The 16415-nt window shown below is 34.2% G+C and carries 17 protein-coding genes; 6 read left to right on the top strand and 11 right to left on the bottom strand.

What is annotated here, in order from left to right; translation table 11 throughout:
* Positions 1 to 87: 87 nt before the first annotated feature.
* Together H033_RS0111285 and H033_RS0111280 are read left to right on the top strand one after the other, a co-directional pair.
* Positions 88 to 375, top strand: coding sequence for a 4a-hydroxytetrahydrobiopterin dehydratase (locus H033_RS0111285; RefSeq protein ID WP_026838422.1), 288 nt, complete (start codon positions 88 to 90; stop codon positions 373 to 375).
* 318 nt (positions 376 to 693) lie between these two features.
* Positions 694 to 1413 carry a YebC/PmpR family DNA-binding transcriptional regulator gene (locus H033_RS0111280; protein ID WP_026838421.1) on the top strand — a complete coding sequence of 240 codons (720 nt, stop codon included), beginning with the start codon at positions 694 to 696 and terminating at the stop codon, positions 1411 to 1413.
* Between the two features lie 12 nt (positions 1414 to 1425).
* Here H033_RS0111280 and H033_RS0111275 read toward each other — a convergent pair whose 3' ends face one another.
* Both H033_RS0111275 and H033_RS0111270 read right to left on the bottom strand, forming a co-directional pair.
* On the bottom strand, positions 1426 to 1965 hold the full coding sequence (locus tag H033_RS0111275) for a 1-acyl-sn-glycerol-3-phosphate acyltransferase (protein ID WP_026838420.1): 540 nt from the start codon (positions 1963 to 1965) through the stop codon (positions 1426 to 1428).
* A gap of 10 nt (positions 1966 to 1975) precedes the next feature.
* Positions 1976 to 3172: a proline dehydrogenase family protein gene (locus H033_RS0111270; protein ID WP_026838419.1), complete on the bottom strand. Its 1197-nt coding sequence runs from the start codon at positions 3170 to 3172 to the stop codon at positions 1976 to 1978.
* A 103-nt stretch (positions 3173 to 3275) separates the two neighbouring features.
* Here H033_RS0111270 and aroB point away from each other — a divergent pair, with 103 nt between their 5' ends.
* Both aroB and H033_RS0111260 read left to right on the top strand, forming a co-directional pair.
* Entirely contained in the window at positions 3276 to 4343 is a 1068-nt protein-coding gene (gene aroB, locus H033_RS0111265) for a 3-dehydroquinate synthase (RefSeq protein ID WP_026838418.1), read from the top strand.
* A gap of 69 nt (positions 4344 to 4412) precedes the next feature.
* Positions 4413 to 4724 carry a hypothetical protein gene (locus H033_RS0111260; RefSeq protein ID WP_026838417.1) on the top strand — a complete coding sequence of 104 codons (312 nt, stop codon included), beginning with the start codon at positions 4413 to 4415 and terminating at the stop codon, positions 4722 to 4724.
* A 63-nt stretch (positions 4725 to 4787) separates the two neighbouring features.
* Here H033_RS0111260 and H033_RS0111255 read toward each other — a convergent pair whose 3' ends face one another.
* From H033_RS0111255 to H033_RS0111235, 5 genes are all read right to left on the bottom strand, one after another.
* Positions 4788 to 5336, bottom strand: a complete 549-nt coding sequence (locus H033_RS0111255) for a type 1 glutamine amidotransferase domain-containing protein (protein ID WP_026838416.1) — start codon at positions 5334 to 5336, stop codon at positions 4788 to 4790.
* Between the two features lie 129 nt (positions 5337 to 5465).
* A complete protein-coding gene (locus H033_RS20060) occupies positions 5466 to 6440 on the bottom strand; it encodes a YihY/virulence factor BrkB family protein (RefSeq protein ID WP_034886191.1) in 975 nt (324 codons plus the stop codon).
* A complete protein-coding gene (locus H033_RS0111245) occupies positions 6437 to 6955 on the bottom strand; it encodes a DinB family protein (protein WP_026838415.1) in 519 nt (172 codons plus the stop codon). The genes H033_RS20060 and H033_RS0111245 overlap by 4 nt, the downstream gene beginning before the upstream one ends.
* A gap of 90 nt (positions 6956 to 7045) precedes the next feature.
* Positions 7046 to 7525, bottom strand: coding sequence for an Lrp/AsnC family transcriptional regulator (locus tag H033_RS0111240; protein WP_010232169.1), 480 nt, complete (start codon positions 7523 to 7525; stop codon positions 7046 to 7048).
* 78 nt (positions 7526 to 7603) lie between these two features.
* Positions 7604 to 8755: a M14 family zinc carboxypeptidase gene (locus H033_RS0111235; protein ID WP_026838414.1), complete on the bottom strand. Its 1152-nt coding sequence runs from the start codon at positions 8753 to 8755 to the stop codon at positions 7604 to 7606.
* 280 nt (positions 8756 to 9035) lie between these two features.
* Between H033_RS0111235 and H033_RS0111230 the strand changes: the two genes are divergently transcribed.
* Both H033_RS0111230 and H033_RS0111225 read left to right on the top strand, forming a co-directional pair.
* Positions 9036 to 9461, top strand: a complete 426-nt coding sequence (locus tag H033_RS0111230) for a helix-turn-helix transcriptional regulator (RefSeq protein WP_026838413.1) — start codon at positions 9036 to 9038, stop codon at positions 9459 to 9461.
* A gap of 121 nt (positions 9462 to 9582) precedes the next feature.
* Positions 9583 to 9960: a hypothetical protein gene (locus tag H033_RS0111225; RefSeq protein ID WP_026838412.1), complete on the top strand. Its 378-nt coding sequence runs from the start codon at positions 9583 to 9585 to the stop codon at positions 9958 to 9960.
* A gap of 476 nt (positions 9961 to 10436) precedes the next feature.
* Here H033_RS0111225 and mscL read toward each other — a convergent pair whose 3' ends face one another.
* From mscL to H033_RS0111205, 4 genes are read right to left on the bottom strand one after another with little or no spacing between them, the layout of a single operon-like run.
* The gene (gene mscL, locus H033_RS0111220) at positions 10437 to 10889 is read right to left on the bottom strand and encodes a large conductance mechanosensitive channel protein MscL (protein ID WP_026838411.1); all 453 of its coding nucleotides are present in this window, start codon (positions 10887 to 10889) and stop codon (positions 10437 to 10439) included.
* Positions 10889 to 13555 carry a DNA gyrase/topoisomerase IV subunit A gene (locus H033_RS0111215; protein ID WP_026838410.1) on the bottom strand — a complete coding sequence of 889 codons (2667 nt, stop codon included), beginning with the start codon at positions 13553 to 13555 and terminating at the stop codon, positions 10889 to 10891. The genes mscL and H033_RS0111215 overlap by 1 nt, the downstream gene beginning before the upstream one ends.
* The gene (locus H033_RS0111210; RefSeq protein ID WP_026838409.1) at positions 13555 to 14043 is read right to left on the bottom strand and encodes a hypothetical protein; all 489 of its coding nucleotides are present in this window, start codon (positions 14041 to 14043) and stop codon (positions 13555 to 13557) included. Before H033_RS0111210 ends, H033_RS0111215 begins: the two co-directional genes overlap by 1 nt.
* A gap of 3 nt (positions 14044 to 14046) precedes the next feature.
* Positions 14047 to 15900, bottom strand: coding sequence for a DNA topoisomerase IV subunit B (locus H033_RS0111205; protein ID WP_026838408.1), 1854 nt, complete (start codon positions 15898 to 15900; stop codon positions 14047 to 14049).
* Between the last annotated feature and the right edge of the window lie 515 nt (positions 15901 to 16415).

Here is a 16415-nt window from a genome sequence, read left to right as displayed (position 1 = left end):
GAACCTCGGGGGTAAGCCCACAAGATCTGAAATGAGAAACAATTGTAAAAAACTTAAAACAAGCCTAAAGGAATTAAAAATTTTATTATGAAAAAATTATCTGAAAAAGAAATAAACGAAAAATTGAAATCTCTAGAAGGATGGAGCTATACTGATAATGCTTTGCAGACTTCTTTTGAATTCGAAAACTTTAAGGAAGCTTTTACTTTAATGACGAGAATTGCTTTTGAAGCTGAAGCACAACAACATCATCCAGATTGGAACAATGTTTATAATCAATTAGAAATTTCACTTTCTACTCATGATGCTGGTGGTGTTACCGAAAAGGATTTTAAACTGGCTAAAGCAATTGAAGGAATTGTAAATGCAGAGTAAATTATAATTAATTATAGAGGTCAGTAGATAGTTTCATATTCTAATGCCAATAGTCCTGCAAATGTCAGGTTGAGCATTTCGACTTCGCTCAATACAAGCTAAAGTCGAAACCTAATTTTTCATTCCAATAGTTCTCTCCCGAGAAATCGGGACGCTCGAACTGACTAAATAATGTCTTTACATCATTAATAATCAATTAATTAGTAGTGTGAAAGTATATGCATTTAACTACTGACCTTTAATTAATTTAATTGTCGTTCCATTTTTTTAGCTAGAAATGGAACGTTTTTTTATTTTTACACCAGATTTATAATATTTATGGGAAGAGCATTCGAATTTAGAAAAGCACGTAAAATGAAGCGTTGGTCTGCAATGGCTAAAGCATTTACTAGAATTGGGAAAGATATAGTAATGGCTGTAAAAGAAGGCGGCCCCGATCCAGATAGTAATTCCAGACTTCGTGCAGTTATTCAGAATGCGAAAAGTGTGAACATGCCTAAAGATAATATCGATCGTGCTATTAAACGTGCGAGTGATAAAGATCAAGGGGATTATAAAATAGTGCTTTTTGAAGGATATGCTCCTCATGGGATCGCTGTTCTGGTTGAAACAGCTACAGATAATAACAATAGAACAGTTGCAAATGTGCGTATGCACTTTAGTAAGAGTGATGGAAATCTAGGAACTTCAGGTTCTGTAGAATTCATGTTCGATCATACCTGTAATTTCAGAATACCTGCGGAAGGGCAAGATGCTGAAGAATTAGAGCTGGAATTAATTGATTTTGGTGCAGAAGAAGTTTTTGAAGATGAAGATGGGATATTAATTTATGCTCCTTTTGAAAGTTTTGGAGCCATTCAGAAAGAATTAGAGAATAGAGAAATAGAGATTTTATCGTCTGGCTTCGAAAGAATTCCCCAATTAACTAAGAAATTATCTACAGATGAAACTGCAGATGTAGAGAAATTATTGGAACGTTTGGACGAAGATGATGATGTGCAAAACGTATATCATACCATGGATGAATCTGAAGATTAAGTCCTTCAGGTTCTAAAATTGTTCGGGGAATTTCCCTTGAACACCTTCATAAAAACTTTGAATTTTCGGAAGATCTTTTTCAATATTACCTGTAGTATAAAAAGGCTTAGAAAATATTGTTAGCTTTTTTCCATAATCCAAAGCGACCATTATAATGGGAACATTGGCTGCTTCAGCAATATAATAGAATCCTGTTCTCCATCTTTCAGATTTTTGTCTAGTCCCTTCTGGAGATAAAGCTAGCCTGAAAATTTTCTTAGATTCAAAAATAGCGGCAATTGCCTCAACTTTCTTTTCTTTAGAAACCCTATCCACGGGTGCTCCACCCATCCATTTAAAATACCAGCCAAATGGAGGTTTGAACAATTTCTTTTTTCCAACAAAATTAATTTCGATATCTAAGATGTTCCGAGTTAAAACTCCCAAAGAAAAATCCCACCAACTGGTGTGGGGAGCTACAACAAACACACATTTTTTAATATTTGAATCGAAATCACCTTGAATTCTCCATTTAAATACTTCAAAATAAATGAACTTAGAAACGGAACTCATAGGGTTTAAATTATTCTCGGTTACCTTTAGTAGGTTCTCCTTTGCGGCGTTTTCTTTCTTCTATAAGTAAAGCTAATTCTCTACCGGTTTGTCCTCTTACCGAAGTATTTTCCTGCGCTCTTCTAATTAAATAGGGAATAACCTCCCTAACAGGCCCAAAAGGAACTAGTTTTGCCGTATTATAGCCTTTTTTAGCAAGGTTTAAACTAATATGATCACTCATGCCATACAATTGACTGAACCACACTCGGGAGTCGTTAATGGCAATGTTCTTATCTTCCATAACTTGTAAGGCAAGATAATTACTCATTTCATTGTGAGTTCCTACAAATAAAGATATATCATCTATTTGTCCCAAACAGTAAGCTAAAACGCCGTTGAAACTAACATCTGTAGCTTCTTTGCTTTCACATATAGGAGTTGGATATCCCATTTTATTCGCACGTTGATTTTCTTTTTCCATGTAAGCCCCACGTACGATCTTTGCACCAATCTTATAACCTGCGGCTTTTGCTTTTGAATGTAAGGCTTTTAAATAATTTCCTCTATCCCATCTATAACATTGCAGCGTATTAAACACAATCGCTTTTTGCTGATTGTATTTCTCCATCATCTCTTCCATAAGATCATCTGCGGCATCTTGCATCCAGGATTCCTCTCCATCTGCCAAAACACTAATATCATTCTTATAGGCAGCGCCACAAATAAGATCTACTCTATTCCTAACCCGAGCCCATTCTTCTTCTTCCTCTGTGCTCAAAGTTTCTTTAGAAGATACTTTTTCCCAAATTTCTAATCTTCCTACTCCTGTTGGTTTAAAAACAGCAAAAGGAAGTTCTTTCTTTTCTGCGGCAAATTCAATAATACTGATCTTCTTTTTCATGGCAGAGTCAAATTGCGCCTCCTCCGCTTTTCCTTCTACAGAATAATCCAAAATACTATGAACTTTCTTAGTATACATTTTTTCTATCACCTTCATACAATCTTCCATAGTCTCACCACCACTAAATTGCTTAAAAATGGTGCTTTTAATAAGACCTTCTACTGGTAAATGCAGTTTCAAAGATATGTTGGTAAGATAAGTACCAATCTTAACTAAGGTCGGCCTATTGATCATGTTAAATAAAAACAGCGCTCTATTAAGATCATCGTTCGATTTTAATTTAAAAGCTGTCTCGGTATCGTCAAAGATTTTTTGTGAGATCATACGTAGGATATTAATGCGACAAATATAATTATTGAGTTAGGATAATTTAATTATTTTCTGCTTATTTTCGATATCTATAAATTTAAATAAAACCTTTTTAAATATGGCTGTTTTAGCTAGTCAAGCTCCAATTTTTTATGCAGAAAACGGGTGCGCCGAATTATCTAATTACCTAAGGGCTTCCAAACCGTCAATGATCTTTGTTTTGGTGGACTCTAATACCCACAATAATTGCCTGAATATTTTTCTTCAGCAGCTAGAAACAACTATTACAATTGAAGTAATTGAGATGGAAGCCGGTGAAGAACACAAAAATATTGAAACATGTTCTGGAATCTGGGAAACCCTGTCTGAGCTCGGCGCAGATAGAAAAAGCCTACTGATTAATTTAGGTGGTGGCGTAGTTACAGATCTTGGTGGGTTTGTTGCAAGTACTTTTAAAAGAGGAATTCCTTATATGAATGTACCCACTAGCCTACTCGCGATGGTCGATGCGTCGGTTGGCGGTAAATGCGGAGTAGACCTCGGGAATTTAAAAAATCAAATAGGTGTTATTAATCAGCCGGAAATGGTTTTAATAGATTCTAATTATTTATCTACGCTACCTGCAAATGAAATGCGTAGCGGTTTGGCTGAAATTTTAAAACATGGCCTCATTGCAAATGAAGCATATTGGGAAAAAGCCACCAACCTGGAAGCTCTTACATTAGAGGATCTTGACAGCCTTATTATAGAATCTATAGAAATAAAATCTAGAATTGTCCAGGAAGATCCTACAGAAAAAAGTGTTAGAAAAACACTAAACTATGGCCATACCTTAGGTCACGCAATAGAATCCTATTTTTTAACCAATCCTAATAAAATCACTTTACTTCATGGGGAGGCAGTTGCAGCTGGTATGATCATGGCTACCCATCTTTCTTATAAGATATGTGGTTTTCCTGAAAAAAAATTAGAGAATATCACCAATAAAATCAATGAATTATTTCCGAAGATAAATCTCTTAGAAGAAGATTATGAAATGGTGCTTGATCTTCTGAAATTTGACAAGAAAAATTCACACGGAAACATAAATTTTGTTCTTTTGAAGGATATTGGGAAAGCAGAATTAGATGTAATTGTGCCAAATGACCAGTTAATAGAGGCCATGAATTATTATTTAAAAAATTAATTTGAAAATTTATTTGACCGCTTGAAAATAATGCTATTTTTACTATAATTGCATCATCAAATCTTAGTTATGAAAAGAGTCATTGTAGATTACAAAAAGTTAACTCCAGAAATTTTAAGCCTATTGGTAGACAAATATCCTGATGGATATGATGATGACCATGTAATTTCATTTAAAAATGCTAAAAATGAAACTGTTGAGGCGGTAGAAGTGCGAACAGAAGATTCCATATACTTGGTCAAGGTAAGTACCAAGTTAGAGAATAGTATGGCAAACTACGACGAAGATGATTATGATGACTCCGATTTCAATGAGCCAATATCTGAAATTCCCGAAAAAGATAACGGTGAGGAAGATGATGATGAAGATCTAGATAGATAATTCAATAAAAAAGCGGCCTGTTTAGAAATAGGCCGCTTTTTACTCTTTTATATGTATTAAGATTTAAGCATGTTGCATATCGTGCTTTCCTTCATTTATCTCTTCAATAAGCTTGGCATTAAAAGCCGGAAGATCATCTGGATTTCTACTTGTAACTAAGGCTTCATCCACAACTACTTCTTCATCTACCCAATTTGCACCTGCATTCATAAGATCTTTTTTGATAGAATTAAAAGAAGTCATTTTTCTACCTTCAACTACATCTGCTTCTATTAAGATCCAAGGAGCATGACATATTGCAGCTACTGGTTTCTTTTGCTTAAAGAAATCTCTTACAAAGTTGAGAGCATCCTCATCTCTTCTCAATATATCCGGGTTAATAACTCCTCCAGGCAACATAAGCGCATTATAATCTTTAGCAGTTACTTCACTTAAAGTCTTATCTACTTTATACTCTTTAGACCAATTTCCATCTGCCCAAGATTTAATATTTCCAGATTTCAAACTAACTATTTCAACTTGAAATCCTTCCTTTTCCATTGCTTCTTTAGGAGATTTTAATTCACTTTCTTCAAATCCATCTGTTGCCAAAATTGCTATTCTCTTTTTCATAATCGTTGATTTAAATATTAAAATTATAATTGATCCAAAGATACTTTTACTGACTTTCAATATTTATTAAGAGGTTTATAAAATATGATGAGTTTTGGTTAAACCTCTGCTAAATAGAATTTTATTTTGTTAATTATCGTTGGAAGAATTAGATTCCAAATCTTTCATAATTTTATCGTCTTCCTTTAATTTTTGCTTTTTTTCTTCCAGTTTGACTAATTCCTGATTAATTGCAGGTTCACCGAATTCTGTAGGAATTATTTTTTCCTTTTTATATTGTGCATATTGAACAGTGAATTCTGCCCCAAAGAACATAATTAAGCAAGTATAATTTACCCATAGTAAAATAAGAACCATGGAGGATGCTCCTCCATAAACTGAAGCTGGATCTGTTCTACCAAAATAGATTCCAATAAGATATTCTCCTATTAAAAAAAGTATGGTTGTTAAGGTTGCGCCATAAAGAGTAACTTTCCATCTAATCTTTATATCTGGCAACAATTTAAAGATGGAGCCAAAAAGTAAGGTGATAAATACAAGAGAAAGAAATGAATTCACTAAATCGAGACCTAAGGCAGTTACAGCAGGGGCATAACTTTCTATATAATCGCTTAACATTCTAATGATTGCTGAAACAATTAATCCCAAAAGCATTAAAAATCCTATAACTAAGATCATCCCAAAAGAAATCACTCTATCTATAAACATCCTAAAATAAGTACCCTCCTTTTCAGCAACATTCCAGATATTATTCATCGCTTTTTTAAGCTGAAAAAAAACTCCTGTCGCTCCAAATATTAGCATGAATATCCCAAAAATAACCGCAAAAGTAGAATTACTGCTCAAGGCAGCATTGCTTATCATATTTTCTACGATCATTGCGGAATCCTCACCTATAAATTCTGCTATTTGACCAGTAATCCGACCTTGAACCGCTTCTCTACCAAAAAAATAGCCTGCAATACTTACTACAATTATAAGCAAAGAAGGTAATGAAAATAGGGTGTAATACGCAATAATGGCACTTCTCGCCCATGGATCGTTACCATTCCAACTTACATATGCCTTTTTTAAAAGCTTCCAAAAGGTCTTCAGTTTTTTCATAATCCATAATGAGATTTAAATAGGACCAAATGGTGTTTTTGATGTCCTGCTAAAATAAATCCAGCGGCACGCGGGCTTAATTGCGATTTACTTGCTTCTCCAATTTTACAATACATCTCTTCCTCAAAGCTTTCAAAAAGAGCTATGCCAGCATCTCTTACAACTTCAAATTCTTTAATAAGACTGCTAAGACTTCTTCTTTCTGCTTTAGATACTGGAACGTAAGCATCTTGATCAAATCCCGCTATAGGTGTTAGGTCTTCACGTGCAATAGTTAAGGCTCTATACTGGAAGATTCGCTCTGTATCAATAACATGTTGAATAGACTGTGCAACGGTCCATTTCCCTTCTGCATAAGAATGTTTTAAATCTTCTTCTTGTAGACCTTTTAAGAAAATCACAAATTCCTTTTTCTGATCTTTTAAAATTGAAATCAAATCTTCATCAGGCAATTTATCTATATACGTTTGATAAAAGGGGTTATATTCTGAGGTCAGTAATTGTGATGTTGTCATAATTTAAATAAAATTTTTGAAACTTCAAGGTATAAAAAAACCCTTTGGTCCAAATGGAATAAAGGGTTTTATGAAAAAATAATAAATGATCTATAATTCTTTAAATATAGAATGCATTAAACGCTTTTTGTCGTTCATGCTTTCTTCTAAGGATATCATAGTTTCTGTTCTATAAACTCCTTCAATATCATCTAATTGAAATATTATCTCTTTTGCATGCTGTGTGTTTTTAGCACGTATTTTACAGAAAACATTAAATTTCCCTGTAGTTACATGGGCAACAGTTACAAATGGAATATCGTTTATTCGCTCTAAAACAAATTTTGTTTGAGAAGTGTTCTTCAAAAATATCCCTACGTAAGCTATAAATGCATATCCTAATTTTTCGTAGTTCAGTGTCAATGTAGAACCCAAAATAATTTGCGCCTCTTCCATCTTTTTAACACGTACATGCACGGTTCCTGCAGAAATATTCAGTTTTTTAGCAATATCAGTAAACGGGGTACGCGTGTTCTCGATTAACATATCCAGAATCTGATGATCGGTTTCGTCTAATTTATATTTTGCCATGATTCTTAAAGTCTTTTAATGAAACACAAAATTAACACAATTTCACTAGACGATTAGCAAAGAAATTTAATTTTTTTCCTAATTTATCATTAATACTTCATAATTAACAAGAATTTTATCTACTATAACGTTTTCGGTGAGTAAATTATGGTCAGGAAGAGTAACGTTCTTAAAATCGCAGTTGATTTCCTTGTGTCCAAAGAACTCTAATTTTGGGGAAATGTTTTCTACGAATGGTAAAAAAGTCACCTCTTCATCTTTTAAAATTTCTTTAAACTGAATCGCTATATCAACATTCTTCCCGTTAATCTCTGCATTTCTTAAAATCAGATCGTAAAACAGTTTCTCGTTTTCCGGAATATTAAAATAAGTTGAAGTTTCAACTTTCTTATAAGCTTGAGTTGCAATTGCATTTAAGCCTGAAAAAAGAGCGTATAAGACATATTCTCTTGTTTTGTCCCGAGCGTAATCGCCCTTCGAATGACCAGCCTCAAATAAAATGGTTGGTACTCCCAGACTCTGGAACGTATCCCCCGTGCAATTGGCATTATAACCATCATCATATCTTCCAATCTTGTTTGAGATAAGCTTAGAGAGGTCTTCATAGATAGCACCTATAACTTTCATAGACTCTTCGCGGGACTTGGTTAAAGACCTTCCAATATCTTCTGAAGGGGTTAGAAAAGATAAAATAGCTGGAATTTCATTTGCTCCAGCACTAAATATAGTGCGCTGGTCATGAAGATTGAAGCAAAAATCTGGCTGAAGATCATCAAATGTCTTTCTTAAAACTTGACTTTCCACCTGAGTTAAGTTTTTTGCATCTCTATTTAGATCGATCTCATTAGCATTTACACGACTATAAGATCGTGCTCCATCTGGATTTAGCATTGGGATTATATATAAAGTACAATTACTCAATATATCTTTTACTACAAAATCCTGCGAATGATCGCTAAAAACATTCAGCATATCAAATACAGCTTTTGTAGTAGTGGATTCATTTCCGTGCATTTGAGACCACATGAGAATTTTAAGTTTTCCAGAACCAACTTTAATTAAATGGATAGGTTCCCCTAAAGTTGATTCCCCTAAAACTTCTACCTCAAAATTCGAAGTCGCTTTTTTTAGTGGATTAGAAATATGAGTAGCATTTATATATCTACCAGTTAGAGAAGCCTCTTTGAAAGTTTCGTAATTGTTTAATATAGATGAAAGTATATTTATCATGTTTACAAAAGTAAATAATCATTAATTTACAAATGTAAACAGTTAAAACTAACTATCCTGTTTACATTAGTAAACAAATTATTTAAATCTATTAGGAACGAAAGTGGAAAAATTCCAATCTTAACTATATTATAACTTAAACACTTTGTTTTTAGTTGATTATATATAACTACCTAAACTTAAAGTTTATTATAATTAAGCTAAATTACAATTGTAACTTGCTATATCCATTACATTGTTTTACATTTGTAAACACGCAAAGTTCAATATTAAATTTACAATGGTAAACAGTGATGATTTCTCAAAAAGACTAGTAATAATTCTAGATTATTATGATATTTCGGCAGCTGCTTTTGCAGATGCTATCCAAGTTGGTCGCTCTTCTATCTCCCATATATTATCTGGAAGGAATAAACCTAGTCTAGATTTTGTGCTTAAAATTGTGCAAACCTATCCTGAAGTAGAATTATATTGGCTCTTAAATGGGAAAGGAAGTTTCCCTAAATCGGAAGATGAGAAAGTGGTTCCCTCAAGTAAATCAGAGACTCCTGCCCCATTAATTAGGGATGAAAAATCAAAAAGCGAACAACCAATTGAAAGTTCTATTAAACCCGAGAGCCTTCCTGGAAGTAGCTTTTCAGCAAAAACGATTAAAAGAGTGGTGCTTTTTTATGAGGATGGCACTTTTGAGGCCTTCGAAAATTGATAATTAGGCTATATTATCTTTATTTTTGCGGTATGAAAGCCTATAATGGGCATTTAATATAAATAATCAATTTCACTTCCGTGAATAAAACGAACTCAATAATCGTTCAAAACTTATTTAGATGAAAAAACTCCTCCTTTGCCTCTGTATATTTTTTCTGTTAGTCTCTTGCTATTCCCCAGAGAAAGAATGCAAACAATTCCATACAGGAACATTTAAATTTGAATCTTATTTAAATGGAGAACTGGTCACTTCTACATTCACTAGGAATGACACGCTGGAAGTAGACACTTTTAAAGGCTCTGTAGACACTTCCTCTGTAAGATGGCTCAATGATTGCGAATATATAATAAAGAATCTACACCCTAAAAATATGGCAGAAAGGAAACCTTTGCATATTAAGATACTTACCACAAAAAATGATTCCTATACTTTTGAATATGGTTTGGTTGGAGATCCAAAGAAAAAGAAAGGTACCGTAACCAAGGTTAAAGATTAATTAGCGATTTTGGATATGCCTGGTTTCGTCTGGCAAGCGATCAACCACTTCGTCACCCTGAACTCGTTTGAGGGTCTTTCTCTAGTCTCGCTGAGATGATTAAAAACACTTCGACAAGCTCAGAGTGAAAATATCGAAACACGAAACTGTAACCAAGCATCGGGAGTTTTAGAGACTTTCTCTGGATTTATAGAAATGCTAATACACACTTCGACAAGCTCAGTGCGACAGCAGCAGAATATAAAACTATCCGGAAGCATCCTTTAGGAACTTGCCCTGAACTCATAGAGATGTTGAAACAATTCCTCTAACCAGCTGAAAATAAATCAAGACCCTCGGGGCAAGCCACTAGGTATGTCCCGATGGTCCGGGAGGAAAATACTTTTAAAAATTCGAGGCAAGCCCGCATGAATGTTTCGGGCAGGCCTCGGGGAAATAAACTCTCAATGAGGGATTAAATAAACAAAACTGATATATTATTCGATTTTTCTGTTTTTTAGAAGATCGTTTTGCTCTTGCATTAAAACTGTTAGATCAGACAGCAACTGAATTTCCTTAGGAGTTTCAACAGTTTTATCTTTAGGGTTTTGCGCTTTTCTTCTGAAGTTATTCATGAACTTTACTACGAGAAAAATGGTAAATCCAATGATCACAAAATCCAGCATAGCTTCTACCAAAGCGCCATAGCCTATAGCTATCTCTTTTAATTCCACAGCACCAACTTGAGTAGCATCAATTCCATCCCGAAGTATAATTCTTCTGTCTGCGAAATTAACCCCATCTGTGAGCAGGGAAAGAGGTGGTAATACTACTTGTTTAACCAGAACGTCCACAACTTTATTAAAGGCAGTACCAATTATGATACCCACCGCCATGTCTATCATATTGCCTTTAACGGCAAACTCCTTGAATTCTTTAAACAAACCCATTACTCATCAAATAATTTTGTTTGACTTTCCTCTCCATTATTTTTCTCTTTATACACTATCCCTGAAGAGTTGCTTTCTTGCTTCTTATTTTCCTCTCCTTCGACAACTTCCTCCTCCTGAACTTCCAAATCTTCGAGAACCACTTCCTCTACCTCATAAGGCGTAGGTTCCAATAAATTAATTTGCTTAATTTTTTCTGTAGTCAACTGGTTTCCAAGTGCCTTAACTCCTTTTACTGAAATAAATTCTTCAATATTAATTATTTGATTTTCTCTAAGTTCTTTTCCTCTGATTTTAGAGAAAACAAGCTCTACTTGCGGAATATAATCTGTAGAAACCAATTCTAAATAAGACTTTTCGTGATCTCCTATAAACTGCTCTTCTCTATCTTCATGTTCAATTAAGAATCGCTTCACATAATAACGCTCCTTATCTGCTTCCCAATAAACTGCTGAGATAGGTTTTTTAGGGACCCATTTTTCCAGAACTATAAATTCATCATCAAATCTAGTGGTTAATTCTGGCTTAATGGTTTTAGCAACTCCATCTTGAGTAACTAGCAATAGCCTATCCTCTCCCTTGAATTCACCTAATAAATCTCCACGTTCATCTACATTTAGCCTCTTCACACTATCATCAAACCAAATTCTCCGAGGTTTAAGTGTAGAAACTCCTTCCTCCTTCAACTCTATTTTCTTAACTGCATATTTGGTGACGATATTTCCTTTTACATTTCGGCCTTTTATTGCCATATCTGCAAAGTCTACTTCAAATTTAAGCTTCTTAATACTGCCTACTTGTCTAAGATACACAGTAACAACCTCAGCTTCACCATTAGGATTTGCTGAAAAATATAAGATTTTGGACTCTTTTTTACCCTGAGAAACAGGATATTCCCGATCTCTGGTTATAGAAGTCACTGCAAAGCGTTTTATATAAGAAGAACCGCCTTTTCCATCACGATAGATCAAATTATAGATAGTCCGCTTATCTTTCTTTTTGAAGACAGCCACATGAACAATATCTTTTCCTATAAATGTTTTGGAATCTACTTTGGTAACCATCATTATACCATCTGCAGTAAAACAAATGATATCATCTATATCTGAACAGTCTGCAACAAATTCATCCTTTTTTAAAGAGGTTCCAATAAACCCTTCTTTTCTATTTACATAAAGCTTTGTGTTGTGCATAGCCACTTTAGAAGCCTCTATGTCTTCAAATAGTTTAAGCTCTGTTTTACGCTCCCTTCCTGCTCCATACTCCTTTTTCAACCTTGCAAAATAGGCAATAGCAAAGTCTACAAGATGATCTAAATGATGTTTCACTTGTGCTATTTCATCTTCTAGGGCATCAATCTTTTGTTGCGCTTTATCTATATCGAATTTAGATATCCTCTTAATTCGGATTTCTGTTAATCTAGTAATGTCATCTTCGGTAACTGCACGTTTTAAATGTGTGGTATGTGGTTTTAAACCCTTATCTATCGCATTTATAACGCCTTGCCAAGTCTCTTCTTCTTCAATATCACGATAGACCCGGTTTTCTATAAAAATTCGTTCTAATGATGCAAAATGCCATTGCTCTTCAAACTCCTCTAATCTAATCTCCAGATCACTCTTAAGAAGACTGAGAGTGTGATCTGTAGATCGTTTCAGCATTTCTGAAACTCCAAGAAAGATCGGTTTATTATCAATGATCACACAACCTAAAGGAGAAATAGAATTCTCGCAGGTAGTAAACGCATATAATGCATCTATCATTTTATCTGGAGACACATTTGGCGGTAAATAGATCAAGATCTCCACATGCTCTGCAGTGTTATCCTCTATTCGCTTGATCTTTATCTTGCCTTTATCGTTTGCTTTTAATACAGATTCTATTAAAGAAGTGGTTGTAGTGCCAAAGGGTATCTCTGTTATTGCCAGTGTATTCTTATCGTATAGAGATATTTTTGCGCGAACCCTTACTTTTCCTCCACGTTTCCCATCATTATAATTTGAAACATCTGCTTCTCCTGAGGTTGGAAAATCTGGAAATAGTTTAAAACTCTTCCCCTTTAAATGTTTAACGGAAGCATCTATAAGTTCAATAAAATTATGAGGTAAAATACGGGTACTTAATCCTACCGCAATTCCCTCAGCGCCTTGAGCAAGTAATAGAGGAAATCTAACAGGTAGATTTACTGGTTCCTTTTTTCTACCATCATAAGAAAGCTGCCAATTGGTTATTTTAGGATTATAAATAACTTCCAAAGCAAATTTGGAAAGCCTAGCTTCAATATATCTAGGGGCAGCTGCGCGGTCGCCGGTAAAAACATTCCCCCAGTTTCCCTGCATATCTATAAGCAGTTCTTTTTGCCCAACCTGCACCATGGCATCTCCAATACTCGCATCACCGTGAGGATGATACTGCATGGTATGCCCAACTATATTTGCTACTTTATTGTATCTCCCATCATCCAGATCTTTCATAGAATGCATGATCCTGCGCTGTACTGGTTTAAAACCATCTTCTACAGCCGGAACAGCACGTTCTAAAATTACATAAGAAGCATAATCTAAAAACCAATCCTTGTACATTCCTGTAACCCGAATAAGTTTTTCTTTAGACTGCTCCTGTTCTTCTGGGGCTTCTTGGGAATTATCTTGATATTCTAAATCCATTAAGACGCTGCTTTGTTTTTCTCAAGTACTTTTCTAAGCGACTCGATCATTCCTCGTTTCTTCTTTTTATTTAAAAAGGTAATATTGAAGGTGTATTTTCTTAGTCCTTTCTTTCTTCTACTCCTAATATAAATTCTGAGCGTGGCATAAAAAAAGAGATCTATAACTTTAAAATCTATTAGTTTTCCTTTTGGAAATTCTGCTCTTTTTACTCGGTATTCAATGAATTTTGAAAAAAACAAGCCATTGTTCTTAAAATTCAGCGTTTCCCCATCACTATCAAAATCGAAAAGCTGCCCGATTCTGTGGAAATAAATTCCGAAAATAATAAGTAAAATATTTGGTAGAAAATGACTGAAAGTAATAGTGCTTTCATTGTCTGAAGCCATTAACTCCAAATTCACAAAGATATTTGTTACAAAAGCTGCTACAATTAACATGTAAATAGGTGGAACAAGCTTAGTTTCACTAGTATTTTTAAACCTCATAGGCTATTCCTCTATCAAATCGAGTTCGACTTTTAAATTATCTATTATAAATTCCTGCCTGTCTGGCGTATTTTTACCCATATAAAACCCTAACAATTCTTCAATAGACATTTCTTTATCTAACATTACAGGATCCAATCTAATATTTTCCCCAATAAAATGCTTGAATTCGTCTGGAGATATCTCTCCAAGTCCTTTAAATCGGGTGATTTCTGCTTTCCCGCTCAATTTCTCTTCAGCTTGTTGTTTTTCCAACTGGCTGTAGCAATATATTGTTTCCTTTTTATTCCGAACCCTAAATAAGGGAGTTTGTAGAATATATAAATGATTTTCTTTTATAAGCTCTGGAAAGAACTGAAGGAAAAATGTTATTAATAACAACCTAATGTGCATTCCATCTACATCGGCATCTGTTGCAATTACGATATTGTTATATCTTAGATCTGCAATAGATTCTTCTATATTTAAGGCTGCTTGCAATAAATTAAATTCTTCGTTCTCGTAAACGATCTTTTTAGAAAGTCCATAGCTATTTAAAGGTTTCCCTTTTAAACTAAAAACAGCTTGAGTGTTCACATCTCTGGATTTAGTGATACTACCACTCGCAGAATCTCCCTCGGTAATAAATAAAGTAGATTCTAAATATTTCTCTTTCTTACTATCCCCTAAATGAATTCTACAATCTCTAAGTTTTTTATTGTGTAAACTTGATTTTTTCGCTCTATCCTTGGCTAATTTTCTAATTCCCGATAATTCCTTCCGCTCGCGTTCTGCCTGTAAAATCTTTCTTTGTAATTTATCTGCAGTCTCCGGATTCTTATGAAGATAGTTATCCAGATATTTTTTTAGAAAATCGTTAATGTGTGTTCTTACGGTTGGTAAATCGCCACCCATATCTGTAGAACCTAATTTAGTTTTGGTCTGACTTTCAAAGACAGGCTCCATTACTTTTATACTAATTGCTGTAACAACAGATTTTCGAATATCTGAAGATTCATAGTTTTTCCCGAAGTATTCTCTGATGGTTCTTACTAAAGATTCCCTATAGGCGGCTAAATGCGTTCCTCCTTGAGAAGTATTTTGTCCATTTACAAAAGAATGGTATTCTTCAGAATATTGAGTTTTACTGTGTGTAAGTGCAAGTTCTATATCTTCACCCCTTAGATGGATAATTGGATATAATTGATCATCTTCATTTATACTATCTCCCAGAAGATCTTTTAATCCATTTTCAGAATAAAATTTCTCACCATTAAACATTATAGTAAGTCCAGGATTTAAATACACATAATTTTTGAGCATTTTTTCGATATACTCATTACGGTATTTAAAGTTTTTGAAAATAGATTCGTCTGGAGTAAAGGAAACCTTTGTTCCACGACGTCTTGAAGTTTCATCAAGTTCTTCTTCATTTATCAAATTTCCCTGCTCAAATTCTGCAGATTTAGATCTTCCATCTCTGGTAGATTCTACTTTAAAATTGGAAGACAATGCATTAACTGCTTTTGTTCCCACTCCGTTTAATCCAACAGATTTCTTAAATGCCCGGGAGTCATACTTCCCACCCGTATTCATTTTAGACACTACATCTACCACTTTCCCTAATGGAATACCACGCCCGTAATCCCGAACAATTACCCGTTGGTTTTGAACAGAAATCTCAATGGTCTTACCTGTTCCCATGACAAACTCATCTATACTATTATCTAAAACCTCTTTTAGAAGAATATAAATCCCATCATCTGCAGTAGAACCGTCACCAAGCTTTCCAATATACATTCCGGGGCGCATTCTAATGTGCTCCTTCCAGTCTAAAGAACGAATATTATCTTCGGTATACTTAGTTTCTTCTATCATAAATAGTCTGTGGCATTGAGTCGCTAATATAAGGCTTACATTAAAAAATTGAAATAGGTAGCCAACAAAGTAATTAACAAAGAAATTAAGAATATTTTAATAAGAATTGCCAATTATTTTTCTAGAGAAATTAAATTGAATTTTTTTATTAAAAACAGAAAATCTCAAATTGTGACAAGATTTAAATTCTGATTATAAAAAAAATTATCAGCAAAGTATCTTATGGTTATCGTCATACTGTCCCGATACATTGACAGATTCAGAGTCTTAACATAAATTTGTTGATTTTTAATAACAGGATGAGATGCTGAATCAAGACCTGCATTAAAGTAAGATGTCATCCCCACGGAGGAGGGATCTCTTATCTAAGAGATTCTGCTCCACTGACATTTTTCTGCTTGTCAAACTGAATGCGAAGTTTGGCACAAACATAGGATAACGAAAAACGTGAACATCCTTAGTTAAAGATAATAACCTACAAAAAACTTGACTATCCGGAATCAATATTCTTCTTG

This window comes from Gillisia sp. JM1 (assembly GCF_000424645.1).
In the GTDB taxonomy this organism is placed as follows: Bacteria; Bacteroidota; Bacteroidia; order Flavobacteriales; family Flavobacteriaceae; genus Gillisia.
The sequence above is the reverse complement of the archived record's forward strand: the minus strand, read 5'-3'. Positions and strand labels throughout refer to the sequence as shown.